General features: G+C 69.8%; 23 protein-coding genes and 1 other RNA gene. 20 read left to right on the top strand and 4 right to left on the bottom strand.

Annotated features, from left to right (window positions below):
- Positions 1-7 precede the first annotated feature (7 nt).
- The 3 genes from C998_RS0105495 to C998_RS0105505 are packed head-to-tail and all read right to left on the bottom strand — an operon-like array spanning position 8 to position 3,557.
- A complete protein-coding gene (locus tag C998_RS0105495) occupies positions 8-1,381 on the bottom strand; it encodes an FAD-binding oxidoreductase (RefSeq protein ID WP_018869861.1) in 1,374 nt (457 codons plus the stop codon).
- A complete protein-coding gene (locus tag C998_RS0105500) occupies positions 1,378-1,734 on the bottom strand; it encodes a YraN family protein (RefSeq protein ID WP_018869862.1) in 357 nt (118 codons plus the stop codon). Before C998_RS0105500 ends, C998_RS0105495 begins: the two co-directional genes overlap by 4 nt.
- Entirely contained in the window at positions 1,734-3,557 is a 1,824-nt protein-coding gene (locus C998_RS0105505) for a penicillin-binding protein activator (protein ID WP_018869863.1), read from the bottom strand. The genes C998_RS0105500 and C998_RS0105505 overlap by 1 nt, the downstream gene beginning before the upstream one ends.
- Positions 3,558-3,662: 105 nt before the next feature.
- On the opposite strand from C998_RS0105505, the gene rsmI reads away from it, so the two are divergent.
- From rsmI to lpxC, 19 genes are all read left to right on the top strand, one after another.
- On the top strand, positions 3,663-4,559 hold the full coding sequence (rsmI, locus tag C998_RS0105510; RefSeq protein ID WP_018869864.1) for a 16S rRNA (cytidine(1402)-2'-O)-methyltransferase: 897 nt from the start codon (positions 3,663-3,665) through the stop codon (positions 4,557-4,559).
- A 51-nt stretch (positions 4,560-4,610) separates the two neighbouring features.
- An RNA gene (gene rnpB, locus C998_RS14345) (RNase P RNA component class A) lies at positions 4,611-4,965 on the top strand.
- Positions 4,966-5,239: 274 nt separating this feature from the next.
- On the top strand, positions 5,240-5,680 hold the full coding sequence (gene mraZ, locus C998_RS0105515) for a division/cell wall cluster transcriptional repressor MraZ (RefSeq protein WP_019021436.1): 441 nt from the start codon (positions 5,240-5,242) through the stop codon (positions 5,678-5,680).
- The gene (gene rsmH, locus C998_RS0105520; RefSeq protein ID WP_018869866.1) at positions 5,680-6,615 is read left to right on the top strand and encodes a 16S rRNA (cytosine(1402)-N(4))-methyltransferase RsmH; all 936 of its coding nucleotides are present in this window, start codon (positions 5,680-5,682) and stop codon (positions 6,613-6,615) included. Before mraZ ends, rsmH begins: the two co-directional genes overlap by 1 nt.
- A complete protein-coding gene (ftsL, locus tag C998_RS0105525; protein ID WP_018869867.1) occupies positions 6,615-6,899 on the top strand; it encodes a cell division protein FtsL in 285 nt (94 codons plus the stop codon). Before rsmH ends, ftsL begins: the two co-directional genes overlap by 1 nt.
- The gene (locus tag C998_RS0105530; protein ID WP_018869868.1) at positions 6,887-8,599 is read left to right on the top strand and encodes a penicillin-binding protein 2; all 1,713 of its coding nucleotides are present in this window, start codon (positions 6,887-6,889) and stop codon (positions 8,597-8,599) included. Before ftsL ends, C998_RS0105530 begins: the two co-directional genes overlap by 13 nt.
- Positions 8,596-10,113 carry a UDP-N-acetylmuramoyl-L-alanyl-D-glutamate--2,6-diaminopimelate ligase gene (locus C998_RS0105535; RefSeq protein WP_018869869.1) on the top strand — a complete coding sequence of 506 codons (1,518 nt, stop codon included), beginning with the start codon at positions 8,596-8,598 and terminating at the stop codon, positions 10,111-10,113. The genes C998_RS0105530 and C998_RS0105535 overlap by 4 nt, the downstream gene beginning before the upstream one ends.
- Positions 10,110-11,483 (top strand): UDP-N-acetylmuramoyl-tripeptide--D-alanyl-D-alanine ligase, encoded by a 1,374-nt coding sequence (gene murF / locus C998_RS0105540; RefSeq protein WP_018869870.1) that lies wholly within the window; start codon positions 10,110-10,112, stop codon positions 11,481-11,483. Before C998_RS0105535 ends, murF begins: the two co-directional genes overlap by 4 nt.
- Complete coding sequence (gene mraY / locus C998_RS0105545; RefSeq protein ID WP_026279487.1) at positions 11,464-12,546, top strand: phospho-N-acetylmuramoyl-pentapeptide-transferase; 1,083 nt, start codon at positions 11,464-11,466, stop codon at positions 12,544-12,546. The genes murF and mraY overlap by 20 nt, the downstream gene beginning before the upstream one ends.
- Positions 12,546-13,898 (top strand): UDP-N-acetylmuramoyl-L-alanine--D-glutamate ligase, encoded by a 1,353-nt coding sequence (gene murD / locus C998_RS0105550; protein WP_018869872.1) that lies wholly within the window; start codon positions 12,546-12,548, stop codon positions 13,896-13,898. Before mraY ends, murD begins: the two co-directional genes overlap by 1 nt.
- Positions 13,895-15,103, top strand: coding sequence for a putative lipid II flippase FtsW (gene ftsW, locus C998_RS0105555; RefSeq protein WP_018869873.1), 1,209 nt, complete (start codon positions 13,895-13,897; stop codon positions 15,101-15,103). Before murD ends, ftsW begins: the two co-directional genes overlap by 4 nt.
- Positions 15,100-16,197 carry an undecaprenyldiphospho-muramoylpentapeptide beta-N-acetylglucosaminyltransferase gene (gene murG / locus C998_RS0105560; protein WP_018869874.1) on the top strand — a complete coding sequence of 366 codons (1,098 nt, stop codon included), beginning with the start codon at positions 15,100-15,102 and terminating at the stop codon, positions 16,195-16,197. The genes ftsW and murG overlap by 4 nt, the downstream gene beginning before the upstream one ends.
- Entirely contained in the window at positions 16,194-17,618 is a 1,425-nt protein-coding gene (murC, locus tag C998_RS0105565) for a UDP-N-acetylmuramate--L-alanine ligase (RefSeq protein WP_018869875.1), read from the top strand. Before murG ends, murC begins: the two co-directional genes overlap by 4 nt.
- Positions 17,615-18,589 (top strand): UDP-N-acetylmuramate dehydrogenase, encoded by a 975-nt coding sequence (gene murB, locus C998_RS0105570; RefSeq protein ID WP_018869876.1) that lies wholly within the window; start codon positions 17,615-17,617, stop codon positions 18,587-18,589. Before murC ends, murB begins: the two co-directional genes overlap by 4 nt.
- Positions 18,586-19,536: a D-alanine--D-alanine ligase gene (locus C998_RS0105575; protein WP_018869877.1), complete on the top strand. Its 951-nt coding sequence runs from the start codon at positions 18,586-18,588 to the stop codon at positions 19,534-19,536. Before murB ends, C998_RS0105575 begins: the two co-directional genes overlap by 4 nt.
- On the top strand, positions 19,533-20,312 hold the full coding sequence (locus C998_RS0105580; protein ID WP_018869878.1) for a cell division protein FtsQ/DivIB: 780 nt from the start codon (positions 19,533-19,535) through the stop codon (positions 20,310-20,312). The genes C998_RS0105575 and C998_RS0105580 overlap by 4 nt, the downstream gene beginning before the upstream one ends.
- Positions 20,313-20,326: 14 nt before the next feature.
- Positions 20,327-21,562, top strand: coding sequence for a cell division protein FtsA (gene ftsA, locus C998_RS0105585; protein ID WP_018869879.1), 1,236 nt, complete (start codon positions 20,327-20,329; stop codon positions 21,560-21,562).
- A gap of 77 nt (positions 21,563-21,639) precedes the next feature.
- Positions 21,640-22,806 (top strand): cell division protein FtsZ, encoded by a 1,167-nt coding sequence (ftsZ, locus tag C998_RS0105590; RefSeq protein WP_018869880.1) that lies wholly within the window; start codon positions 21,640-21,642, stop codon positions 22,804-22,806.
- Between the two features lie 119 nt (positions 22,807-22,925).
- A complete protein-coding gene (lpxC, locus tag C998_RS0105595; protein WP_081617416.1) occupies positions 22,926-23,846 on the top strand; it encodes a UDP-3-O-acyl-N-acetylglucosamine deacetylase in 921 nt (306 codons plus the stop codon).
- A 6-nt stretch (positions 23,847-23,852) separates the two neighbouring features.
- Here lpxC and C998_RS0105600 read toward each other — a convergent pair whose 3' ends face one another.
- Positions 23,853-24,296: a DciA family protein gene (locus tag C998_RS0105600; protein ID WP_018869882.1), complete on the bottom strand. Its 444-nt coding sequence runs from the start codon at positions 24,294-24,296 to the stop codon at positions 23,853-23,855.
- 51 nt (positions 24,297-24,347) lie between these two features.
- On the opposite strand from C998_RS0105600, the gene C998_RS0105605 reads away from it, so the two are divergent.
- On the top strand, positions 24,348-25,217 hold the full coding sequence (locus C998_RS0105605; protein WP_018869883.1) for a M23 family metallopeptidase: 870 nt from the start codon (positions 24,348-24,350) through the stop codon (positions 25,215-25,217).
- Positions 25,218-25,229 lie beyond the last annotated feature (12 nt).

Genomic DNA, 25,229 nt, shown 5'->3' on the forward strand with positions numbered 1-25,229 from the left:
ACGCGCGTCACGGCGCGGGCGGCGCCTTCCCCGGATTGAGGATTCCGTCCGGATCGAACACCGCCCGCACCCCTTCCATCAGCGTCAGTGCGGCCGGATCCAGTTCGCGATCCACGAACGGTCGCTTGACCAGTCCCACACCATGTTCCCCCGACAGGCTGCCGTCGAGCGACAGGACGAGGCGGAACACTTCATCCAGACACACTTCGGCCCGTTGCATCTCTTCCGGATCGTCCGGATTGACCAGCAGATTCACGTGGATGTTGCCGTTGCCGGCGTGGCCGAAATTGACGATGCGGATGGCATGCCGCTCGGCCAGTTCCTCCAGGCCGCCGATCAGGGCGGGGATCCGCGATACCGGCACCACGACATCTTCGTTGATCTTCTTCGGGGCAATGGTCCGCAGCGCCGGTGACAGGGCCTTGCGTACCTGCCAGAGACGCTCCATTGCCTCCGGCGTGTCCGCGACATCCACGCTCAGGGCCCCTTCGGCGGCCGCCCCACGGATCCCGTCGGTCCGGGTCTCGATGATCTCGGCGGGACCGTCGGCCTCGATCATCAGGATGGCCCCGGCGTCTTCCGGCAGTTCTACCCCGCCATACCCGCGGATCATCCCGATCGCCGAGCGGTCCATGAACTCCAGCGCCGAAGGCGATTCCGCGCGCGCCATCAGTCTTGCGACTGCCCGGGCCGCCGCATCGATGCTCGGGTAGACCGCCTGCAGCAGGCGGGTACACTCCGGGCGCGGTGTCAGCTTGAGGGTCGCCTGGGTGATGATCCCCAGAGTTCCCTCCGAGCCGATCAGCAGGCGGGTGAGGTCGTAGCCGACCACACCCTTGGTGGTGCGTACGCCGGTGCGAAAGTGTTCCCCGGTGCCCGCGACGGCCTCCAGACCAAGCGTATTGTCGCGCGGCGTTCCGTACTTCACTGCGTGCGGCCCGGCCGAGTTGTAGGCGAGATTCCCTCCCAGGGTGCAATACGCGGCACTGGTCGGGTCGGGGGGCCAGAAGAAACCGTGTTCGCCTGCCGCGGCCTGAATCTCGGCGTTGGTGACCCCGGGTTCGGCAATCAGCCAGCGATTCGCGGGATCCACATCCACGATGCGGTTCATGCGCTCCAGGGACAGCACCAGTCCTCCGCGGTCGGGAACCGCCGCGCCGGTTGTGCCCGTGCCCCGGCCGCGCGCCACCAGCGGCGCCCCGAGGCGCCGGCACAGGCGGACGAGTTCGACGACGGTCTGACTGTCGCGGGCGAACGCCACGGCTTCGGGCGCGGCGTGCAGGCGCGAATTATCGGCGCCATAGGCCCAGCAGTCCGCCGGGTCCAGCAGGCGGTCCTCCGGCGACAGCAGGCGTTCGATCTCGCGCGCCAGATCGCTCATGAGTCGTCCGCCCGGATCGCGTCCACGATCCATTCCACGCCGCCATCACCGTCCAGCGCCACCACGTCGAAGCGCGCCGGGCCGTTCCAGTCTTCCTCCAGCATCCAGGTTTCCGCCATGCGCACCAGCTTGCGGCGCTTGCGCCGGTCGACGCTCTCCAGTCCGCCTCCGTAATCCTGATTGCTGCGCATGCGGACCTCGACAAAGACCACGGTGTCCCCCTCGCGCAGAATCAGATCCAGCTCGCCCCAGGGACGCCGGACATTGCTGGCCACGAGGCGCAGCCCGCGATCCTGGAGATAGCGCGCGGCGCGTTGTTCGGCCTGCTGGCCGGATTTTCCCGGACGGAACATCAGTCGGAGGGAGTTCCGGCATCCAGCCGCCGGGGTTCACCACGGACGAACCGCGCCCAGGCCGGCGTCCGCTGCCAGTCACCGGTCAACGGGTTGAGTTGCCACTCGCCGGCGGTACCGACGAGCGTTGTATGCGGGGCCGCGTAGCTTGTATCGGCGCGTACGGCCAGGCGCCGGGCGTCCATGCCCAGGGCATAGAAGCGCGGCAGCCCGGATTGTTCCCGCAGCGGCTCGGCTCCGGTGTTCCCCAGCGCGGCGATTTCAGTGAACAGCCCGGGCGCATCCGGGAACGCGATCCCGTTGAGATCGCGGTCGCGCGAGGCGTCGGGGCGACCGGGATAGACATGTGGTGTGGACATCATCGGCAGGCGTGAGGCCTGGTGGAAGTGCAGATGCGGCGCGATGCGGCGTACGTCGGCAGCGCTTCCCGCGACGAAGATGTAACCGACATCGGCGCGGATCTGCGGGTCGCCTTCGAGGCCGAGTCCGAGGCGGCGGGACACCGACGCAATGCGCTCGCGACTGCGATCAATACCGACGTGGGCGGCGATGCGGTCGTTGAGGTCCCCGGCACGGGTGTCCACTCGCGCCACCTCCCGTGGGGGTGCCCCGTGTTCCTCGGCGGCCAGTGACCATGCGGATGCCAGGCGATCACCGAAGGCCCCCTCGGCGATGATGCCGAGGCCGGCGCCCCAGCCGGTGCGAGCCGCGCGGTCGGCCACGGCGCGGGCGTCGGCCTCGGGATCCAGCGCCAGTGTGGTTACGCCGCGCGGCAGGGCGTTGGCGGTGCGGTTGAGGAGCACGCCGGGGCGATGATCCTCGAGGTCGGCGACCGCGGCGACGGCATCGCGCTGCAGCGGGCCGATAATGTGATCGGCACCTTCGAGTACTGCATCGCGATAAAGGGCAACGGCCTGGCGTGGATCGCCGCGGGTATCGCGCACCCGCAGCTGCCCCTGGCCGTCGGCGTAATGAGCCCGGGTGATGCCGTCGAGAACCGCCTCCCCCAGGTCGGCCAGATTGCCCGACAATGGCAGCAGGACCACCGCATCTCCGGCCGGGTCCGCGCTGGCGGGTGACGCCGCGAGCAGCTCCGGGAGGTGGCTGTTCGCGGGATGCCGGGGGAAGGCTTGCTGCCAGCGTCGGGCAAACGTTTCCGCTGCAGCGGCATCGTCCGCCCGGCCCAGTCCCCCAAACAGTTCGTGCCAGCCATCGGCCCCGACGATGTTCTCGCGCCCGAGTCGTTCCCGCTGGGTCGGGCGCAGGGCGGCCATCAGGCCCCAGATCCGCTCATGGTTGGCGGTCTGCAGATCGGGTTCCAGGGTCAGCAGCGAATCCAGCCGAAATCGCACATTCAGGGCCTGATACCATTGCTGTTCCCATTCCAGCAGCCGGGCATGCAGCTCCATACCGCGCCGATGGAATTCCGGGGTGCGTGTCGGATCGTCCGGATCGTCAGCCCCCAGGCGCTCGGCCGCGAGGTCGGCCTCCCCACGGTGCCAGGCCAGCCAGCCGCCGCGCACGCGGTCGGCAAGCGGGCGTGGCTCCGCGTCGGGCAGGCGGTTCCAGGCCGCCTCCGCGCGTTCCAGCAGCGGTTCCGGGACCGGGTCCAGTGCCAGCACCGCGTCGACCGCGGCCCGCAATTCCTGCGGCTCGGCCTGCTCGTCCGGCAACGCCTCGATTCGCTCGAGCCGATGCTCGGCCAGCGGCTCCGGGGCCAGCTCGATCTCGGCCGGGATTTCGGGGTCCGGGTCCGGTGTCGGCGCGGGATCCGGTTGCGGTGCAGCGCAGGCGGCCATCAGGCCGGCCGCCAGCAGTACCATGAGCGGGCGCGTCAGGCCCGGGCCCGGCACGGAGCGGTGTAGCGGGCGGAAGGGGAGCGGGAGTCGGTTCACGGCAGACATCGGATTGGCGATAAGGAGTCAGTATTGGAAGCGCGCGAAACAGTGTCAACGCAGGGCGGAACCCTGTGGGTGGTGGCCACCCCGATCGGCAATCGGGCCGATCTGGGACAGCGCGCCCGGGATGTATTGTCGCATGTCTCGCGCATCGCGGCGGAGGATACGCGTCACAGCCGCGCGCTGCTGGCGCCGCTGGGCATCGACACGCCGCTGGTCAGTCTGCACGAACACAATGAAGAACAGCGCGTCGCGGGGCTGCTCGCGCAGCTGGCCGCGGGCGAAGATGTGGCGCTGATCTCGGATGCGGGCACCCCGCTGGTGTCGGACCCCGGGTTTCGCCTGGTCCGCGGGGCCCGCGAAGCCGGCCATGCCCTGCGCGCGGTGCCCGGCCCGAGCGCCCCCCTGGCCGCGCTGGCGGTCTCGGGGATGCCGAGCGACCGGTTCTGTTTTGAGGGCTTCCTGCCGCACGCCGCGGGTGCGCGCGAAAGACGCCTGGCCGAACTGCTGGCGCGTCCGCAGACCGGCATCGTGTTCGAGTCCGCGCATCGCATCCTTGCGGCGGCCCGGGAGCTGGCCGCGCAGGCGCCGGACCGCTCCGTGTTCCTCGGGCGCGAGCTGACCAAGCAATACGAGGAACATTATTACGGTCCGGCCGGCTGCCTGCCCGAATGGCTGGAGGTGGATGCCTGGCGCACCCGCGGCGAATTCGTGCTGGTGCTGGCCCCGGCGCCGACCGTCGACGAAGACGGCGACGCGCTGTCCGGTGAACATGAACGGCTGCTGGCCGGCCTGGTCGCCGAGCTTCCCGTCAAGCGGGCCGCGCGCCTGCTGGCCGATGCCACCGGGCTGCCGCGCAACCGGCTCTACGCCCGCGCGCTGGAACTGCAGCAGGCGGACCGCGAAGAGGGCGACGGTCCCGCCTGACTGCCCCGGATATCCTTGCATCGGGAGCAGGGCGCGGGTAAAAGGGGAACGGGAGTCGGCCGGACGGTCGCTGCGCCTGCGTGGCGTGGAGGAAAGTCCGGGCTCCGCAGGGCAGGACGCCAGGTAACACCTGGGCGGCGCAAGCCGACGGAAAGTGCCGCAGAAAACATACCGCCGATGGCCCGGCTCGTTCGGGCACAGGCAAGGGTGAAATGGTGCGGTAAGAGCGCACCGCACGGCTGGTAACAGTCCGTGGCACGGCAAACCCCGTCCGGAGCAAGGCCAAATAGGGGTGCATGGTGTGGCCCGCATCGCACCCGGGTAGGCTGCTCGAGGCGTCCGGTGACGGACGTCCCAGATGAATGACTGTCCACGACAGAACCCGGCTTACAGGCCGGCTCCCACTTTTTCCCACCATTGTCCCCGCGTGTCTCGCGCGTCCCGGCCGGGCGCTCGCGAAATCATCAAGTAATTTCTCAAGAGTGATCGCCAGGCTTCTGGTTTTGAACGGTCCGCTCCCGTCCTCTCCCGTCGCATTGACGGGGTTCCGTAAGTCTCTGTGATGCAAGGCTTATTTTTCTCGTGCAAGCCCGTTTTTCCTTGACCCTCAACAGGGGTGTACCTATAGTGGGTTCAAGTGGGGAAAAGTGGGAGAAGGTGGGATTCCACCGCCAGCGGCCATGTTTCGAGGCGTCAGTCAGCTCAATCTGGATGCGAAAGGACGCCTGGCCATGCCGGCGCGTTATCGCGATGAGCTCGTGGCGTCCTGCGACGGCCAGCTGGTGGTTACGGTTCACCCGGATCGCTGTCTTCTGGTGTATCCGCGTCCGGAATGGGAGCGGGTCGAGCAGAACCTGATGTCGCGCCCCAACCTGAAGCCGGCCGTGGTCCGCCTGCAGCGCCTGCTGGTCGGGCATGCCTCCGACTGCGAGCTGGACGGCAACGGGCGCCTGTTGCTGCCGCAGCCGCTGCGCAAGTTTGCCGGCATGGACAAGCAGGTGGCCCTGCTGGGTCAGGGCAAGAAGTTCGAGATCTGGGATCAGGCGACCTGGGATCAGCGCTGCGAGGAGATGTTCGAGGATGGCATCGATACCGAAGAACTCGAGTCGATCTCGCTGTGATGCAGGAATCGCAACAGGCCCATGTCCCGGTCCTGCTGGACGCCGTGCTCGAGGGGCTGGCGGTGCGCGCTGACGGCTTCTACGTGGACGGTACCTTCGGACGGGGCGGCCACAGCCGCGCCTTGCTCGACCGTCTGGGGCCGGACGGTCGCCTGCTGGCGATGGACCGGGATCCCGAGGCGGCCGAGGCCGCCTCTTCGTTTCTGGGGGATCCGCGCTTCGCGTTCGAGTCCGCGCCGTTCTCGTCCATGGCCGAGGTGCTGCGGCAGCGCTACCCCGATCGCCGGCCGGATGGCGTGTTCCTCGATCTCGGGGTGTCATCGCCGCAGCTGGACGATGCCGCGCGCGGTTTCAGTTTCCAGCATGACGGCCCGCTGGACATGCGCATGGACCCGTCGTCCGGCGAAAGCGCGGCCGACTGGCTGGCGCGCGCCGAGGAAAAGGAGATCGCGGACGTGATCTACCAGTACGGCGAGGAGCGTTTCTCGCGGCGCATCGCTCGCGCGATCGTGCGCGCCCGTGCCGAAGGTCCGATTACCCGCACGGCGCGCCTGGCGGAACTGGTGCGTGCCGCGGTGCCGCGCCGCGAGCCCGGCAAGCACCCCGCGACGCGCACCTTCCAGGCCCTGCGCATCCACGTGAACGCCGAGCTGCGCGAGCTGGAGACGTGGCTGGAAACCATCCCCGAGGTCCTGCCGGCCGGGGCGCGCCTGGTGGTGATTGCCTTCCACTCGCTGGAAGATCGCATGGTCAAGCGGGCCTTCCGCGGGGACCGTGACGATGCCCCCCGCATCCCGCGCGGGCTGCCGGTCATGCCGGAGGCGGCACCGCGCCCGTTGCGCCCGCTGGGCAAGCCGGTGCGGGCGGATGCCGGGGAACAGCAACGCAATCCGCGGGCACGTTCGGCCGTGCTGCGCGTGGCGGAGCGCAACTGATGGTCTGGCGCGGGCTCGCGATCGTCGCGCTGTCGGTGGGCGCGTTTGCGTCGGCGATTGGCGTGGTGGTGGCGCGCCACGAGGCGCGTCAGGCGTTCGTTGAGCAGCAGGCCGTGCTGGCCGAGCGCGACCGGCTCAACCTGGAATGGACCCGGCTGCAGATCGAGCAGTCCACCTGGGCGACGCCCGGGCGTATCGAGCGTCATGCGCGCGAGGAGCTGGGCATGTTGCGCCCCGATGCGGATCGCCTCGTGGTGATCGGGAGGGACGCATGGGCGCGCTGAAACGCGAAATCTCGATGGGCCGTCTGCGGGCGCTGGTGGTCCTGCTGGTCCTGATGCTGATCGCGCTGGTGTTGCGCGCCGCCGATCTGCAGATGTTCAAGAGCGAGTTCCTGTCCGCCCAGGGCGAGGCGCGCCAGGTGCGCACGCTGACCGAGACCGCCCACCGCGGTGCGATTACCGATCGCCACGGCGAACCGCTGGCGATCTCGGCACCGGTGCAGACCGCGTGGGCGCATCCGGGGGCGCTGCTGGAGGCGCGCGAACGCTGGGGCGAGCTGGCCGCGGCCCTGGACATGGACCGCGAGACCCTGGCGGAGCGCATCGAAAATCGCGCCGACCGCGAGTTCGTCTATCTGCGTCGGCACATGCTGCCGGCCCGGGCCGAAGCGGTGGCCTCCCTGCGCGTCCCCGGGGTGTCCCTGACGCGCGAGTTTCGCCGTTACTATCCGCATGGTGAGGCGGTCGCGCATGTGCTGGGTTACACCGACATCGACGACCAGGGCCAGGAAGGGGTCGAGCTCGCGTTCGACTACTGGCTCTCCGGGCAGCCGGGCGCCAAGCGGGTACTGCGCGACCGGCATGGTCGTACCATCCGCGACGTCGCCAGCATCCGTCCGGCGCGCGAAGGCAACCCCCTGCGGCTGACGCTGGACGCACGGCTGCAGTTCCTGGCCTACCGCGAACTCAAGGCCGCGGTGCAGCGCCACGACGCGCGCGGCGGATCGGCCGTGCTGCTGGATGCGCGCAGCGGCGACATCCTCGCGATGGTCAATCAGCCCGGTTTCAACCCCAACAATCGCAGTTCGATCCGCTCCGATCGCGCTCGCAACCGGGCGGTCGTGGACGCGTTCGAACCCGGCTCGGTCATCAAGCCGTTTACCGTCGCGGCGGCCCTGGATGCCGATGCGGTCGACCCTCACGTGACCCTGGACACCGCGCCCGGCACGATGCAGGTGGGACGTCTGACGGTCCGTGATCTGCGCGACTACGGCACCATCGACCTGACCACGCTGATCGCGCGGTCCTCCAACGTGGGCGCAACGCGTCTTGCCCTGGACACCGATCCGGCCGATTTCTGGCAGACGCTGCACCGCGCCGGTTTCGGGCAGGCAACCGGCCTGCATTTTCCGGGCGAGGCGCGTGGCACCCTGCGCGACTTCACCGCCTGGCGCGAGGTCGAGCAGGCCACGCTCGGCTACGGTTACGGGCTCGCGGTCACGCCGCTGCAGCTGGCTGCCGGGTACACGGCCTTTGCCAATGACGGACGTCGCCTGCCGGTGCGCCTGGTCGAGACCGCCGATGATGCCCGCGAGCCGCAACGGGTGATGAGCGCGGACACCGCCGGACGCCTGCGCGCGATGATGGAACATACCGTGGGCAGCGAGGGCACCGCGCGCCAGGCCGTGATCGACGGATATCGGGTCGCCGGCAAGACCGGCACCGCGCGCAAGGCGGTGCGCGGCGGTTATGCCGAGGACCGTTACTACTCCAGTTTCGTCGGTCTGGTCCCGGCATCCGAGCCACGGTTCGTGATGGCGGTGGTGGTGGACGAACCCGCCGACGTGCATTACGGCGGGGCGGTCGCGGCGCCGGTGTTCCGCGAGGTCACCGCCTCGGCCCTGCGCATGTACAACGTGCGCCCGGACGCGATGCCCGAGATCCCGATGCAGCTCGCCACCGGCGAGGAGGCGCAGCCATGACCGCCGCGGCGACCGATCCACGGGTGGCCGGGGTGGATCTGCACGCGCAGTTCCCCGAGGCCCTGGAGGGCCACGGCCCGCTGGTCGTGACCGACCTTGTGCAGGACAGCCGCGCGGTGACCCCGGGCGCCGGGTTCGTGGCTCTCCGGGGAACCCGCGAGCACGGTCTGGCCCACGCCGAGGATGCCGCGGCGCGCGGCGCCGGCGTGATCCTGTGGGACGAGGCCGATGCGGGGCCCCCCGCCGGCTCGCCCGGGGTGCCCGGCGTTCATGTGCCGGGGCTGCGTGCCCTGTTGCCGGTCATGGCGCAGCGGGTATTCGGCGCCTGGCCGGAGGCCGCACCGATCGTCGCGGTGACCGGCACCGACGGCAAGACATCGGTGACGCATCTGATTGCAGCGGCACTCGAACGTCTGGGTACCCCGACCGGACTGGTTGGCACCCTGGGCGTCGGGCGTCCGGGGCAGCTGCGCCCGGCCGGGCACACGACCCCGGGCGTGCTCGAGCTCCATCGGCATCTGGCCGGGCTGGCGCGCGAAGGCTGCGAAGCCGCGGCGCTGGAGGCCTCTTCGCACGGGCTCGTCCAGGGGCGTCTGGACGGGGTTCCGGTGCGTGTCGCGGTGCTGACCCGCCTGGGCACGGATCATCTGGATTTCCATGGCAGTCAGGCCGCGTATGCCGAGGCCAAGGCCATGCTGTTCGACCGCCCGGGACTGCGCACGCGGGTGATCAACGCCGATGACGAGCTCGGTCACGAGCTTCTGCGCCGTCCGGTGCCCGAGGGCATCACCGACATCACCTGGGGTCTGGGGTCTTCCGCAGCGATGGCGCGTGCCGAGGCGATCCAGGCCGGCCCGGAGGGACTGCACTTCGTGCTCGTTGCCGACGGGCGGCGCGTGCCGGTGCGGTCGCGGCTGTACGGATGGTTTCAGGTCGAGAACCTGCTGGCCACTCTGGCCGCCCTGCATGCCCTCGGACATGCCTGGGAGGCCGCCGCGGACGCGGTGGCCGAGCTGCCCGGGGTCCCCGGGCGCATGGAGCGTCACGATCTGCCGGGCGGAGCCCAGCTGGTGGTCGATTACGCCCACACCGCGCAGGCCCTGGAGGCCGCATTGAGTGCGTTGCGTCCGCATGTGCGTGGCCGCCTGTTGGTGGTCTTCGGCTGCGGCGGCGATCGCGACCGGGGCAAGCGTCCGGCGATGGGGCGCGTGGCCATGCGTGCCGCGGACCGGGTGATCGTGACCGATGACAATCCGCGCCACGAGGATGCGGCGGCCATCCGTCACGCCGTGCTCCAGGGCTGTGACGATCCCGCGCGCTGCCGCGAGATGGGCGATCGCGAAGCCGCGGTGCGTACCGCGGTCGCCGATGCCGGGCCGGGCGACATCGTGCTGCTGGCGGGCAAGGGGCACGAAACCACCCAGCAGATCGGTGACCGGTTTCATCCATTCAGTGATCGCGAGCTGGCGGCCCGGCTGGCGCGCGAGGGGATTTTCGGGGAGGGGGAGCGATGATCCGGATGACGGCCGGAGAACTGGCGACCGCCGTGGGCGGGCGCCTGCAGGGGGACGCCGGGGTGGCATTCACCGGCGTGTTCAGCGACACGCGTACCCCGCGTGAAGGCGGGCTGTTCGTCGCCCTGCGCGGTCCGAACTTTGATGCCCATGACCATCTGCACGCCGACTTGCCGGCACCGGTGCTGCTGGTTCGCCGCGCACGCGAAGACCTGCCGCAGACCCAGGTGGTGGTGCCCGACACCGGCGAGGCCCTGGGGCGACTGGCCGCGACCTGGCGCAGGCGGTGCCATGCGCGGGTGATCGCGCTGACCGGCTCCAACGGCAAGACCACCACCCGCGAGATGCTGCGCTCGATCCTCGCGCGCATGGGGCGGGTGCATGCCAGCGAAGGCAACCTGAACAACGAGATCGGGACACCGCTGACCCTGCTGGCGATGCCGGAGGATACCGATTTCGCGGTGATCGAACTGGGTGCCAACCACGCCGGCGAGATCGGCCGCATGGCCGCCTGGACCCAGCCGCACGTCGCTATGATCACCAACGCCGGTCATGCCCACCTCGAAGGTTTCGGCAGCCTGGAAGGCGTGGCGCACGCGAAGGCCGAGATCTATTCGGGGCTGCCGGCCCAGGGCGGAACCGCAGTGGTGAATCTGGACGACCCGTTTGCCGACTACTGGCTCTCGCTCAACGAGCACCATCATCTGCAGCGCTTCTCCCTCGAGGGGGGCGGCGAGGTCGAGGGCGTGTGGGTCGCCCCGGATCGCCTGCGCCTCACGATCCTCGGGGCCAGCCGCGAGATCCGCCTTGCCGGTCCCGGCCGCCATGTCGCGGCGAATGCCGTGGCGGCCGCTGCCGCCGCCAATGCCGCGGGCGCCGCGATCGACATCATTGCGCAGGGACTGGGCGACTGGCGCCCGGTCGCCGGTCGCCTGCAGGCACTGCAGCACGCCGGCGGTGCCCGCATCTGGGACGACAGCTACAACGCCAACCCCGATTCCCTGCGGGCCGGCCTGGAGGTGCTGGCGGCGGTGCCCGGTCGGCGCATCCTGGTGCTGGGGGAAATGGGCGAGCTGGGCGGCGATGCCGCGGCCCTGCACGCGGCCACCGGGCAGGAGGCCCGCGCAATGGGGATCGATTTCTGCCTGGCGCTCGGCGAGCTGGGCCGCGAAACCGCCGATGCCTTCGGCGAGCAGGGCGAGTGGTTCCCCGATCATGCCGCACTGGTCGCGCGGCTGCAGGGGTTGCTGGACGAGCGAACCACCGTGCTGGTCAAGGGTTCGCGCAGCCAGCACATGGAATCCATCGTGGAGGCGCTGGACGCGCAGCCCGTGAATCCGGAGGCGGCGGATGCTGTTCGCACTGACTGAATATCTCGCCCAGTTCCATTCCGGGTTCACGGTCTTCCAGTACCTGACCCTGCGCGCCATCCTCGGGGTGGTGACGGCGCTGGCGATCGCGCTCCTGATCGGTCCCTCGGTGATTCGCCGTCTGACCCTGGGCAAGGTGGGTCAGAACATCCGCGAGGACGGCCCCGAATCGCACCTGAGCAAGGCCGGCACGCCCACCATGGGCGGTGCGCTGATCCTGGTGGCCGTGGCGGTGGCCACCCTGCTGTGGAGCGACCTGACGAATCGTTTCGTCTGGATCGTGCTGCTGACCACGCTGGCCTTCGGCGCCGTCGGCGGCTGGGATGACTACCTCAAGCTGCGTTACGGCAACAGCCAGGGGCTGTCGGCCCGATCCAAGCTGCTGTGGCAGACCCTGTTCGCCCTGGTGGCCGCCGGGGTGATCATGCTCACGGCCCAGGATCCGGTGGAAACCACCTTTTATCTGCCGGTGTTCAAGGACATCGAGTTCAGTCTGGGCTGGCTGTTCATCCCGCTGGTGTGGCTGGTGGTGGTCGGCTCGTCCAATGCGGTCAACCTGACCGACGGGCTCGACGGCCTGGCCATCATGCCGGCGGTGCTGGTCGCCGGCGCGCTGGGCATCTTCGCCTATGCCGCGGGCCACGCGGTGTTCGCCGACTATCTCGGCATTCCCGCGGTCCCCGGGGTTGGCGAGGTGGGCATCTTCGCCGCCTCGCTGGTGGGGGCGGGGCTCGGGTTCCTGTGGTTCAACACCTATCCCGCGCAGGTGTTCATGGGCGATGTCGGGGCCCTCGCCCTGGGCGCGGCGCTGGGGATGATGGCGATCTTGACCCGCCAGGAGATCGTGCTGCTGATCATGGGCGGCGTGTTCGTGCTGGAGACCGTCTCGGTCATGCTGCAGGTCGCCTCGTTCAAGCTGACCGGACGGCGGATGTTCCGCATGGCGCCGCTGCATCACCACTTCGAACTCAAGGGCTGGCCGGAGCCGCGCGTGATCGTGCGTTTCTGGATCCTGACCGTGGTGTTCGTCCTCATCGGTCTGGCGACCCTGAAGGTGCGCTGATGGAACGGGTGCGAAGCGACAACCTGATCGTCGGGCTGGGCGCCACCGGGCAGTCGGTGGCGCGCTACCTGCTCGCGCGCGGGATGTCGTTCGCGGTCACCGATACCCGTCGCGAGCCGCCGGCCTGTGCCGATCCCGAACTGGCGCGGATCCTGAACGAGCGTTGGGTCGGCCCGCTGGACGGCCTGGATGCGAGCGGGGTGCGTCGCCTGATCGTCTCGCCCGGGGTGGCCCTGGAACACCCGGTGATCGCCGCCGCCAGTGAGGCCGGTGCCGAAGTCACCGGCGACATCGACCTGTTTGCCCGCGAGGCCGGAGCCCCGGTGATCGCGATCACCGGTTCCAACGGCAAGAGCACCGTGACCGCGCTGGCCGGCGAACTGCTGGATGCGGCCGGCTACGCGGTGGCGGTGGGGGGCAACTACGGGACCCCGGCGCTGGACCTGCTGGAACGCGACCCGGAGGTGTTCGTGCTGGAGCTGTCCAGCTTCCAGCTGGAACGGTGTCACGATCTGGCGCCCGCTGCAGCGGTGGTGCTCAACCTGTCGCCGGATCACCTCGATCGCTATCCCGACATGGCCGCCTATCTGCGCGCCAAGCAGCGGGTGTTCCGCGGCGCGCGGCGCGGACTGCTCAATCGTGACGACCCGATGGTGGCGGAACTGACCACACCGCCGGGCATGGCACGCGAGACCTTCGGTCTGGGCGTGCCGGCGGCGGACGCCGACTGGGGCGTTTGTGTCGGCGGCCACGGGGAGGGACCGCACCTGTGTCGTGGCGGCCAGGCCCTGCTGGAGACCGCGCGCCTGCGCATGCGTGGCCAGCACAACTGGGCCAACGCCCTGGCCGCACTGGGCCTGGTCTGGCCGTGGCTGGACTCGGCCGGGCGCCGGGCGCGGGCCCTGGCGGCGCTGGCCGATTTCCCGGGGCTGCCGCATCGCTCGCAGTGGATCGCCTCGGTCGACGGCGTGGACTGGATCAACGATTCCAAGGGCACCAACCTCGGTGCCACCCTGGCCGCATTGCGCGGCACGCCCGGGCCGCTGGTTCTGATCGCCGGTGGCCAGGCCAAGGGGCAGGATTTCGCCCCGCTGGCCGATCAGCTGGCCGGCAAGGTGCGCGGCGCAGTGCTGCTGGGAGAGGACGCACCGTTGATCGCGCGTGCCCTCGCCCCGGTGGTGCCGGTGCAGCGGGTCGACGACATGGATGCGGCGGTGGCGCATGCCGCGGAATGGGCGCAGCCGGGTGACACCGTGTTGCTGTCGCCCGCCTGCGCCAGCCTGGACATGTATCCGGACTATCGCGCCCGGGGTGACGCCTTCGCCCGGGCCGTGCGGGAGCTGGCCGCATGAGCGCCCCGGTCAGCCAGCCGACTTCGCCCATGGTCCGGCGCCTGCAGCAGGAGGTGGACCTGCCGCTGCTGGCGCTGACCGCGGCGCTGGTGGCGCTGGGGCTGGTGATGGTCGCTTCGGCCTCCATGGAGATGGGTGCGCGTGATTTCGGCAATGCCTGGCACTTTCTGCAGCGCCAGGTGCTGTTTGCCGCCCTGGGTACGATGGCCGCGGTGGCGGCATGGAACGTGCCGCTGGCGCGCTGGGAACGCGCCGGCCCGTGGCTGCTGGCGCTGTTCCTGCTGATCCTGGTGGTGGTCCTGCTGCCCGGCGTCGGACGCACGGTCAACGGGGCAACCCGCTGGATTCCGCTGGGAGCGTTCAACCTGCAGGTGGCCGAGCTGGCCAAGTTGCTGGTGGTGATGTACCTGGCGGGCTACATCGTGCGCCATTACTCCACCCTGCGCCTGCAGCTGGCCGGGTTCGTGCGTCCGCTGGTGGTGCTGGGGGCCGGTACCGTCCTGCTGTTGCTGCAGCCGGATTTCGGCGGGGCCGCGATCATGCTGGCGATCGGCATGGGCATGCTGTTCCTCGCCGGCGCCCGCCTGTCGCAGTTCCTCGCGCTGGGGGGCACGATCGCGGCGGGCATGGCGGTCGCCGCGGTTGCGGCGCCTTACCGCATGGCTCGCCTGACGGCCTTCCTGGACCCGTGGCAGGACCCGTTCGCGAGCGGTTTTCAGCTGACCCAGTCGCTGATCGCGATCGGCTCCGGCGGGGTGACCGGGTCGGGGCTGGGCGGCAGCGTGCAGAAGCTGTTCTACCTGCCGGAGGCACACAACGATTTCCTGTTCGCGGTGTTCGCCGAGGAGTTCGGTTTCTTCGGTGTGCTGGTGCTGATCGCACTGTTCGCAGGGCTGGTCTGGCGCTGCCTGCGCATCGGCCTGGAGGCCCAGCGCAGCGGTCATGCCTTCGGTGCCCATCTGAGCTTTGGCGTGGCGATCTGGCTGGGCCTGCAGGCGGCCCTGAACATGGGCGTGAACATGGGGCTGCTGCCGACCAAGGGGATGACGCTGCCGTTTTTGTCCTACGGCGGCAGTTCGCTGATCGTCAGTCTGATTGCGGTCGGTCTGGTATTGCGGGTGGCCCGCGAGGCGCGGACCCCGGCACCGGCCCCGGTGCCTCGCCGGCGTTCGCGCACCGCCCGGCAGAGCGGAGGTGCGGCATGACGGCCCCGCGCGTGCTGATCATGGCCGGCGGTACCGGCGGCCATGTCTTCCCCGGGCTGGCGGTGGCCGAGGCCCTGCGCGAGCGCGGGGTCGAGGTGGTCTGGCTGGGGACTCGTGCGGGCGTGGAGGCGCGCCTGGTGCCGCAGGCCGGGATTGACCTGCACACCCTCCCGATCGCCGGTATTCGCGGCAAGGGGCTGTTCGGCCTGGCCTTCGCCCCCTGGCGCCTGGGGCTGTCGCTGTGGGCGGCCCTGGTGCTGCTCCGGCGCATCCGCCCGCAGGCGGTGATCGGTTTCGGCGGGTTTGCCGCCGGACCCGGCGGGCTGATGGCCGCGGCCCTGGGACGCCCTCTGGTGATTCACGAACAGAATGCGGTGGCCGGCCTGACCAACCGCTGGCTGGCGAAGGTCGCCGACCGCGTGTACGCCGGTTTCGACGGTGCCTTCCCGCACGGTGTGCGCGCCACGCGGGTTGGCAATCCCGTGCGCTCCGCGATCGCGGCCCTGCCTGCGCCGGGCGAGCGCTACGCCGCACGCAGCGGGCCGCTCAATGTGCTGGTCCTGGGGGGCAGCCTGGGCGCGCGTTCGCTGAATCACGCGGTGCCCGCCGCGCTCGGCCTGCTGCCGTCGGAGCAGCGCCCGCAGGTTCTGCACCAGGCCGGCTCGCGCACCCTGGAAGAAGCCCGCGCGGCGTATGCCGAAGCCGGGGTGGAAGCCACGGTCACCGAGTTCATCGCGGACATGGAGGCGGCCTGGGCCGAGGCGGATCTGGTGATCTGTCGCGCCGGGGCGCTGACCGTGGCCGAGGTGGCGGCCGCCGGTGTGGCCGCGGTGTTCGTGCCGTATCCGCATGCGGTGGACGATCACCAGTACGCGAATGCTCAGGCCCTGGTGGACGCCGGGGCGGCCTGGCGTTTCCGCGATGCCGAGCTGGAGCCGCAGGCGCTGGCGCAGCTGCTGGGCTCGCTGGACCGCGAGACCCTGCGCGACCGTGCCGAACGCGCGCGGGCGCTGGCCTGCCCCGACAGTGCCGCGCGCCTCGCCGATGTCTGTGTGGAACTGGCGGGGCCGGGCCCCGCGGGGGAGGGATCATGAGCCACGCGCGCCTGCCGGAACATGCGATGCGCCGCATCCGCCGGATCCACTGCGTGGGGATCGGCGGCTCCGGGATGAGCGGCATCGCCGAGGTGCTGCATCAGCTGGGTTATCGGGTCTCGGGTTCGGACCTGGGGCGGTCGCCGATGATCGACCGCCTGGTGGAGATGGGCGTGCGCGTGGTCGGCGAGCACCGGCCGGAGAACGTGGCCGAGGCCGATGTGCTGGTGGTGTCTTCGGCCATCGATCCGTCCAATCCCGAGGTCGCCGCGGCGCGCGAGCGCGGTATCCCGATCGTGCGGCGTGCCGAGATGCTGGCGGAACTGATGCGTTTCCGCTTCGGGATTGCGGTCGCCGGGACCCATGGCAAGACCACCACGACCAGTCTGGTGGCCAGCGTGCTGGCGGAGGCGGGGATGGATCCGACCTTCGTGATCGGCGGCCGACTCAATTCCACCGCCAGCCACTCGAGCCTGGGCGCCGGTGACTACCTGGTGGCAGAGGCGGACGAGAGCGATGCCTCGTTCCTGCATCTGCAGCCGCTGCTCGCGATCGTGACCAACATCGATGCCGATCACCTGGGGACCTATGGCAATGATTTTCGCCAGCTGCACGAGACCTTTCTCGAGTTCCTGCACCATCTGCCCTTCTACGGGCTGGCGATCCTGTGCGCCGATGACCCGCAGGTGCGCGAGCTGATGCCGGAGCTGGAACGCCCGCGGCTGACCTACGCGATCGATGCTGACGCCGATGTGCGCGCCCTGGACGTGCGCCAGGAGGGCGTGCAGACGCGTTTCCGCCTGCAGCTGCCGGAGGCCGGCGAGCCGTTCCCGGTCACCCTCAATCTCCCGGGGCGGCACAACGTGCTCAACGCCCTGGCCGCGGCCGCCGTGGCCTGGGAGCTGGAGGCCCCGCGCGAGGCGATCGCCACGGCGCTCGAACGCTTCCAGGGCATCGGGCGGCGGTTCCAGGTCCACGAGTGGGCGGGGCCGGCCGGGCCGGTGACGCTGGTCGACGATTACGGCCATCATCCGCGTGAGATCGCCGCGACCCAGGCCGCGGCGCGGGATGCCTGGCCCGGTCGCCGGCGGATCACCGTGTTTCAGCCGCATCGCTACACCCGCACCCGTGACCTGTTCGAGGACTTCGTGGAGGCGCTGTCGGAGACCGACGTGCTGATCCTGCTGGAGGTGTATGCCGCGGGCGAGGCGCCGATCGCCAGCGCCGACGGGCGCAGCCTGGCGCGGGCCATCCGTCTGCGCGGCCAGGTCGAGCCGATTTTCGTGGAACAGGCCGCGGACGTGGCCGGCGTGCTGGAGGGCCTGCTGCAGGCGGACGACGTGATCATCGCCCAGGGGGCGGGCGACATCGGTCGCCTGGCGGCCCTGCTGCCGCAAGAGCTAACCGGAGGTGGCGCATGACACCGCTGGACCCTGCCCTGGCCGCGGCGCGTCATCTGCACGAGCTGCAGCCACGCGGCGAACTGCAGGCGCGGGCACCGCTGGCACCGCTGACCTCATGGCGTGCCGGCGGGCACGCCGACTGGCTGTTCCGCCCCGCGGACCGCGAGGATCTCGCGAACCTGCTGGCGCAGGTCGCCCGCCTCGCGCCCGACCTGCCGATCACCTTCCTCGGGCTCGGCAGCAACGTCCTGGTGCGCGACGGCGGCGTTGCCGGGCTGGTGGTGCATCTGCAGGGCGTTCTGGCCGAACGCGAACGCCTGGACGGCGACCGGGTGTTCCTGGGTGGCGGGCTGGCCTGTGCCCAGGCGGCGCGCTTCTGTGCCCGCGAGGGCCTGGTGGGGGCGGAGTTCCTCGCCGGCATCCCCGGCACCGTGGGCGGCGCCCTGCAGATGAACGCCGGGGCCTGGGGCGGCGAGACCTGGCCCCTGGTGGAATCGGTGGAGGTGATCGACCGTGAGGGCCGGCTGGAAACCCGCCGCCCGGATGCGTTCCGGGTCGGTTACCGCCGGGTCCAGGGGCTCGATCCGCGTGAACGCCTGTGGTTCACCGGGGCGACCCTGCGTCTGAGCCCGGGCGACCCGGAGGCCGGTACCCGGCGCATCCGCAAACTGCTGCGCGAACGCTCGGCGAAACAGCCGCTGGGTCAGCCGTCCTGCGGCTCGGTGTTCCGCAACCCGAAAGGCGATCACGCCGCACGCCTGATCGAGGCCGCCGGGCTCAAGGGCCTGCGCGCCGGCGCGGCCGAGGTGTCGCCGGTGCATGCCAATTTCATCACTCATGACGGTACGGCGCGGGCGGAAGACATCGAGCGCCTGATCGACACGGTGCGCAACACGGTGGAGCAGCGGTTCGGCGTCCGCCTGGAGCCGGAGGTACGCATCCTGGGCCGGTTCATCGACCCGGGCGACGACAGCGAGGGAACGGCATGAATCGTAACGACGCAGAACCCCGCGACTATGGCCGGGTGGCGGTATTGATGGGCGGCTGGTCCGGAGAGCGCGAGGTCTCGCTGGCCAGCGGCAACGCCGTGCTGGCGGCCCTGCGACGTCAGGGCGTGGATGCGCATCCGGTCGATCTCACGCGGGCGCACATGGGGCATCTGCACCTCCCCCTGGAGGGGTTCGACCGGGTCTTCATCGCGTTGCATGGAGAGTGTGGCGAGGACGGGGCCCTGCAGGGCTGCCTGGACCTGGCCGGCATGCCCTACACCGGCACCGGCGTGCTGGGTTCCGCCCTGGGGATGGACAAGCTGGCCTGCAAGCGACTGTGGACCGGGAGCAACCTGCCCAGTGCGCCCTACCGGTTGCTGAACCCGGGGTTCGACCCGGATGCGGTGGCCGAGGCGCTGGGGCTGCCCCTGATCGTGAAGCCGGCCCGCGGGGGCTCGAGCCTGGGCATTACCCGGGTGGATCGGGCGGCCGATCTCCCGGCCGCCTGGGAGGCGGCGCGCAGCCAGCCCGGGCAGATCTTCGCCGAACAGTGGATCGAGGGCCACGAATACACCGTGGCCATCCTCGACAACCAGCCGCTCCCGGTGGTCGAGATCCGTGCCGACGGCGGGTTCTACGACTACCACGCGAAATACGAGTCGGACCGCACCGGGTATGTCTGCCCGCCGCCGCTGGATGAAAGCTCGTTACTCGAATTGCAGTCACTGGCGCTGGGTGCGTTTGCCGCGCTGGAAGGCTGCGGCTGGGGTCGGGTCGACATCCTGCAGGACGAGCACGGCGACAACCATCTGATCGAGATCAACACCGTGCCCGGCATGACGGATCACAGCCTGGTGCCCAAGGCGGCGGCCGAGGCGGGGATCGATTTCGACACCCTGTGCCTGCGCATCCTGGACTCCAGTTTCCAGTGCGGAGGGCTGCGATGAATCGCCGGCGCACCCCGCCGGCAGCGCGCTTCGCGCGGCTGCGCAGCGTGTCCGGCCCGGCCCTGCGCCTGCTGGCCGGAATGGCGCTGGCCGCGGCGATCGTGCTGGTCCTGCTGGCGACGACCCGCTTCGAGCCGGACGCGCTGGTGCCGGTGGAAAGCATCGAGATTGCCGGCGAGCCGCGCTACGCCGACGTGGAGCGGGTGCGTGAACTCGCGCGTCGCCACGCGCCGGGGTTCATTACCGCCGATCTGGCGGCACTGGAACGTTCGCTGGTCGCCGAGCCCTGGATCGATGGTGTGCAGCTGCGCCGGCAATGGCCGGGGACGCTGGTGGTCGAGGTGCGCGAACCGGTGCCGGTGGCGCGCTGGGGCGAGGAGCAGCTGGTCGATCGGCATGGCCGGGTGTTCGGGCCGGTGGATCAGGCCGAGTGGGACTACCTGCCCGCTCTGGAGGGGCAGGACGGGCGCCAGGTGGTGCTGATGCGCCGCTACCTCGAGGTGTCGGCACGTCTGGCGGATGCCGGCCTGGAGGTGGCCGGCGTGGCCGAGGGGCGTCGGCATGACTGGACCATCCGTCTGGAGTCCGGGGGGCGGATCCTGATGGGGCGGGACGCCGAGGCGGCCCGCCTGAATGCTCTGGTACGGGCGGCCGACGTCGTGCGCGAGCGCCGCGACGCGCCGGTGGAACGCTGGGACCTGCGCTATCCGCACGGCATGGCGGTGGCCTGGGCCGAAGAAGACGGGGACGCCGCCGGCGATCCCGGGACACAGTGAAAGGACGCGGGGAGATGATGGCAAAGAAGGCGGAATCGGGTCTGATCGTCGGGCTGGATGTCGGGACCTCGAAGATCGAGGCCATCGTCGGCGAGCTGAAGGACGATGGCGAGATCGAGATTATCGGCATCGGCTCGTCGCCCTCGCGCGGCCTGAAAAAGGGCGTGGTGGTCAACATCGAGTCCACCGTTCAGTCGATCCAGCGCGCGGTGGAGGAGGCCGAGCTGATGGCCGGCTGCGAAATCCACTCGGTGTATACCGGCATCGCCGGCAGCCACGTGAAGAGCTACAACTCGACCGGCGTGGTGGCCATCAAGGACGGCGAGGTGGGGCCGGGCGACGTCGAGCGGGTTATCGACGCCGCGCGAGCCATCGCGATCCCCGCCGACCAGCGCATCCTCCACGTGCTCCCGCAGGAATACATCATCGACGAGCAGGAGGGCATCCGCGAACCGGTGGGGATGTCCGGCGTGCGCCTGGAGGCCAAGGTCCATCTGGTCACCGGCGCGGTGTCGGCGGCGCAGAACATCGTGAAATGCGTGGAACGCTGCGGGCTGCGGGTGGACGACATCATCCTCGAACAGCTGGCGTCGTCGTATTCGGTGCTGACCGAGGACGAGAAGGATCTGGGGGTCTGCCTGGTCGATGTCGGTGGCGGCACCACCGACATCGCGGTGTTCTCCCACGGCGCCATCGCGCACACCGCGGTGCTGCCGATCGCCGGCGACCAGGTGACCAACGACATCGCGGTCGCGCTGCGCACGCCGACGCAGTACGCCGAAGAACTGAAGATGAAATACGCCTGCGCGCTGCGCTCGCTGGCCGACCCCGGGGAGTCCATCGAGGTCCCGGGGGTGGGCGACCGCGAGGCGCGCCGGCTGTCGCGGCAGACCCTCGCCTCGGTGGTGGAGCCGCGTTACGAGGAGCTGCTGCAGCTGGTTCAGGCCGAACTGCGCCGTTCCGGGACCGAGGAGATGATCGCCGCCGGTGTCGTTCTGACCGGCGGATCGTCGCGAATGGAAGGTGGGGTGGATCTCGCCGAGGAGGTCTTCCACATGCCCGTTCGCCTGGGTGTTCCGCAGCACGTGACCGGGCTGCTGGACGTGGTGCGCAACCCGGTGCACGCCACCGGGGTGGGCCTGCTGCTGTATGCCCGCGAGTCACGGGCCCTGCAGGAGGCCCGCCCGGTGGAATCCGGGTTCCAGGGGATCTGGGCGCGCATGAAGCGCTGGTTTACCGGCCAGTTCTAGGCCGGACCGAAGGGCCGGACCGCTCTCCGGCTACCGAGAAGGAAGGACATGTACACACGAAACAAGAGGACGCAATCATGACGTTCGAACTGATGGATACCTTTAGCCAGAGCGCCACGATCAAGGTCGTGGGCGTGGGTGGCGGCGGCGGCAACGCCGTACAGCACATGGTTCATTCGCAGCTGGATGGCGTGGATTTCATCTGCGCCAATACCGATGCCCAGGCGCTCAAGAGCCTGGATTCCAAGACCCTGCTGCAGCTGGGCGGGGACATCACCAAGGGCCTGGGCGCCGGGGCCGATCCGTCGGTGGGCCGCGAGGCCGCACTGGAGGATCGCGAGCGGGTGCAGGACCTGCTGCACGGCGCGGACATGGTGTTCATCACCGCCGGCATGGGCGGCGGCACGGGCACCGGCGCGGCCCCGGTGGTGGCGCAGATCGCCAAGGAGATGGGCATCCTGACCGTGGCCGTGGTGACCAAGCCGTTCCCGTTCGAGGGCAAGAAGCGCATGCAGGTCGCAATGTCCGGGATCAAGGCGCTGACCGAGCAGGTGGACTCCCTGATCACCATCCCCAACGAGAAGCTGCTCACGGTGATGGGCAAGAACACCACCCTGCTGGATGCCTTCAAGGCCGCCAACGACGTGCTGTTCGGCGCGGTGCAGGGCATCGCCGAGCTGATCACCCGTCCGGGCCTCATCAACGTCGACTTCGCCGACGTACGCAACGTGATGCGCGAGATGGGCATGGCGATGATGGGTACCGGCACCGGTTCCGGCGAAGACCGTGCGCGCCAGGCCGCCGAGGCCGCGATTGCCAGCCCGCTGCTGGAGGACATCGACATCTCCGGGGCCCGCGGCATCCTGGTCAACGTGACCGGCGGCATGGATGTCGGTATCGGCGAATTCGAGGAAGTCGGCGAAGCGGTGAAGGCGCTGGCCTCCGAGGACGCCACCGTGGTGGTGGGTACCGTCATCGATCCCGAGATGAGCGACGAGATGCGGGTCACGCTGGTGGCCACCGGCCTGGGCGCGCAGACCGAGCAGCCCGAACGCCCGCAGGTGCGCGTGGTGGATGCCCAGCCGCAGCAGGCGGCGGGTTCCGACGTGGATTTCGACCGCCCCACGCACCAGCGTCAGCGCCGCGGCCAGGACGAGGTCGCGACCGATTACGGCAGCGGTAACCAGCAGTCGAACATCGACGTGCTCGACATCCCGGCTTTCCTGCGCAAGCAGGCTGACTGAGGGACTTGACATGCAGGAGGAGCGGAATCCTGCAATAATGGAGCATTCGTTGTGTGCATGAACGGAGCCCGGGAGGGCCCGGGCTCCCCTCCATGCGCTCTCGCAGAAGAGGCAGTGCGTTGATCAGGCAAAGAACGCTCAAGAACAGCATCCGGGCGACCGGAGTCGGGCTCCATACGGGCGAGAAGGTCGTCCTTACGCTGCGTCCGGCCCCCCCTAATACCGGAATCGTGTTTCACCGCGATGACCTCGACCCGCCGGTGGAAATCCCGGCACGGGCCGAGAACGTCGGGGACACGCGGCTGTCGACGACCCTGGTCAACGGCGATGCGCGGGTCTCCACCGTGGAACACCTGCTGTCGGCGGTGGCCGGTCTGGGCATCGACAATCTCTTCGTCGACGTGAGCGCGGCGGAGGTCCCGATCATGGACGGCAGCGCGGGACCGTTCGTGTTCCTGCTGCAGTCCGCGGGTCTCAAGGAGCAGGATGCTCCCAAGGAATTCATCCGGGTGAAGCGCAGCGTGGAGGTTCGCGACGGCGACAAATGGGTGCGCTTCGATCCCTATGAAGGGTTCAAGGTCGGCTTCTGCATCGACTTTGAACACCCCATGTTCACCGACGGGAGCCAGCGCGCCGAGCTGGATTTCTCGTCCACCTCGTTCGTGAAGGAAGTCTCGCGCGCCCGGACCTTCGGGTTCATGCGCGACATCGAGGCCCTGCGTGCGAATCAGCTGGCACTGGGCGGCAGCCTGGACAATGCCGTGGTGCTGGACGACTTCAAGATCCTCAACGAAACCGGGCTGCGCTACGACAACGAGCTGGTCAAGCACAAGATCCTCGACGTGGTCGGCGATCTCTACCTGCTGGGCCACAGCCTGATCGGGGCTTTCACCGGGCACAAGTCCGGCCATGCCCTGAACAATCAGCTCATCCGTCAGCTGGCCGCGGACCGGACGGCCTGGGAAAAGGTTACCTTCGAGGATCCCTCCGAGCCGCTGCCGATCTCGTTCGGGCAGCTGGAGCCGGGCGCCACCGGTTGAGGGACGTCAGCCGGTGTCGTTCCCCGTATCGCGGGGACGGGCGCGGGCCAGCCGCCGCAGTGCTCCCGCCAGCCGGGGATCGTCGACCTCGCCGGCCGTCTGTTCCAGGGTCTGGCGGGCGCTGTCCGGGATCGGCGGACGGCTGCGCACCGGATCCGGTTCGGTGGAGCGGGCCGCACCACCCAGGGCGACCCGCACGCGCTCCACTTCGGGGTAGCCGGCCGCCTGCAGGGTCTTGAGGATCTCGCGCTGCTGGAAGCGCATCTCGGTGCACAGGGCACGGTCGCGGCAGACCGCCACCAAAGTGGTGTCGTGGCGCACCAGCTGGAGGCGCCCGCTGGCGACGTGCGTTCCGACCAGCCCGGCCAGCGCCCGTTCCAGTGCCCGGTCCGGGGTGACGTGGCTCTGCCACGCGGCGCGGATGTATCGGCCGATGCGGGGCGGCGTCATGGCTGACATGGCGCCTCCCGCTCGGGGCTTGGAGGAATCAACGGAGGTTGCATGGACCTGATGCTACTACGAGCCGGCGGTGTCTGTACCCGGATCCCGCTGTGGCTGGTGGTTCCGGCGCTGCTGGGGATGCTGGCCGCGGTCGTGACCGCCGGCTATCAGCTGGGCCAGCAGCAGCGTGACGTGGTCGAAATCCCCGTGCTTCCGACCGTGGGCTCGCCCGATCTCGAACTCGCGGAACGCGAGCTCGCGCGCGAGGGGGTGGAGTCGCTGGCGTCCCGTCTGGTCGAGCTGGAAAACCGCCAGGCGCGTCTGGACCTGCGCATGTCCGGTCTGGGCGACGCCCTGGATCTGGACCCGGAGGCGCTGGAACCGGAGGCCGGCGGTCGCGGCGGACCGGCGCCGCCGGACTCCGCGGCCGCGGTGGACCGTCGCATCGCCGCGCTGGATCACCTGCTGGGGCGGCGCGACACGACGGTCGCGCGCCTGGACGAGGCGGTGCGCGGCGATGCCCGGGACGAGCGCATGCGCCCCGGCGTGCGGCCGGTGGAATCCGAGGCCTGGGTCAGTTCGGCCTTTGGATACCGCGACGATCCGTTCACCGGCGAGCGGCGTTTCCATTCCGGCATCGACTACGCCGGACGTGAGGGCTCCGAGATCCGGGCGGCCGCGGACGGGATCGTGGTGCGGGCGGACACCAACGGCGGGTTCGGGCGCAGCGTCGACATCGTTCATGCCGACGGGTTGCTGACCCGTTACGCGCATAATTCGGAGTTGCTGGTCGATCCCGGGGAACGGGTGGAAGCGGGCCAGCCCATCGCCCGCATGGGCAGTACCGGACGGGCGACGGATACCCACCTCCATTTCGAAGTCCACGGTCCCGGCGGGCCGGAAAATCCGGCCGACTACGTTCATCGCTGAGCGTGACCTCCG

Source organism: Thioalkalivibrio sp. ALgr3, assembly GCF_000377325.1.
Lineage (GTDB): Bacteria > Pseudomonadota > Gammaproteobacteria > Ectothiorhodospirales > Ectothiorhodospiraceae > Thioalkalivibrio.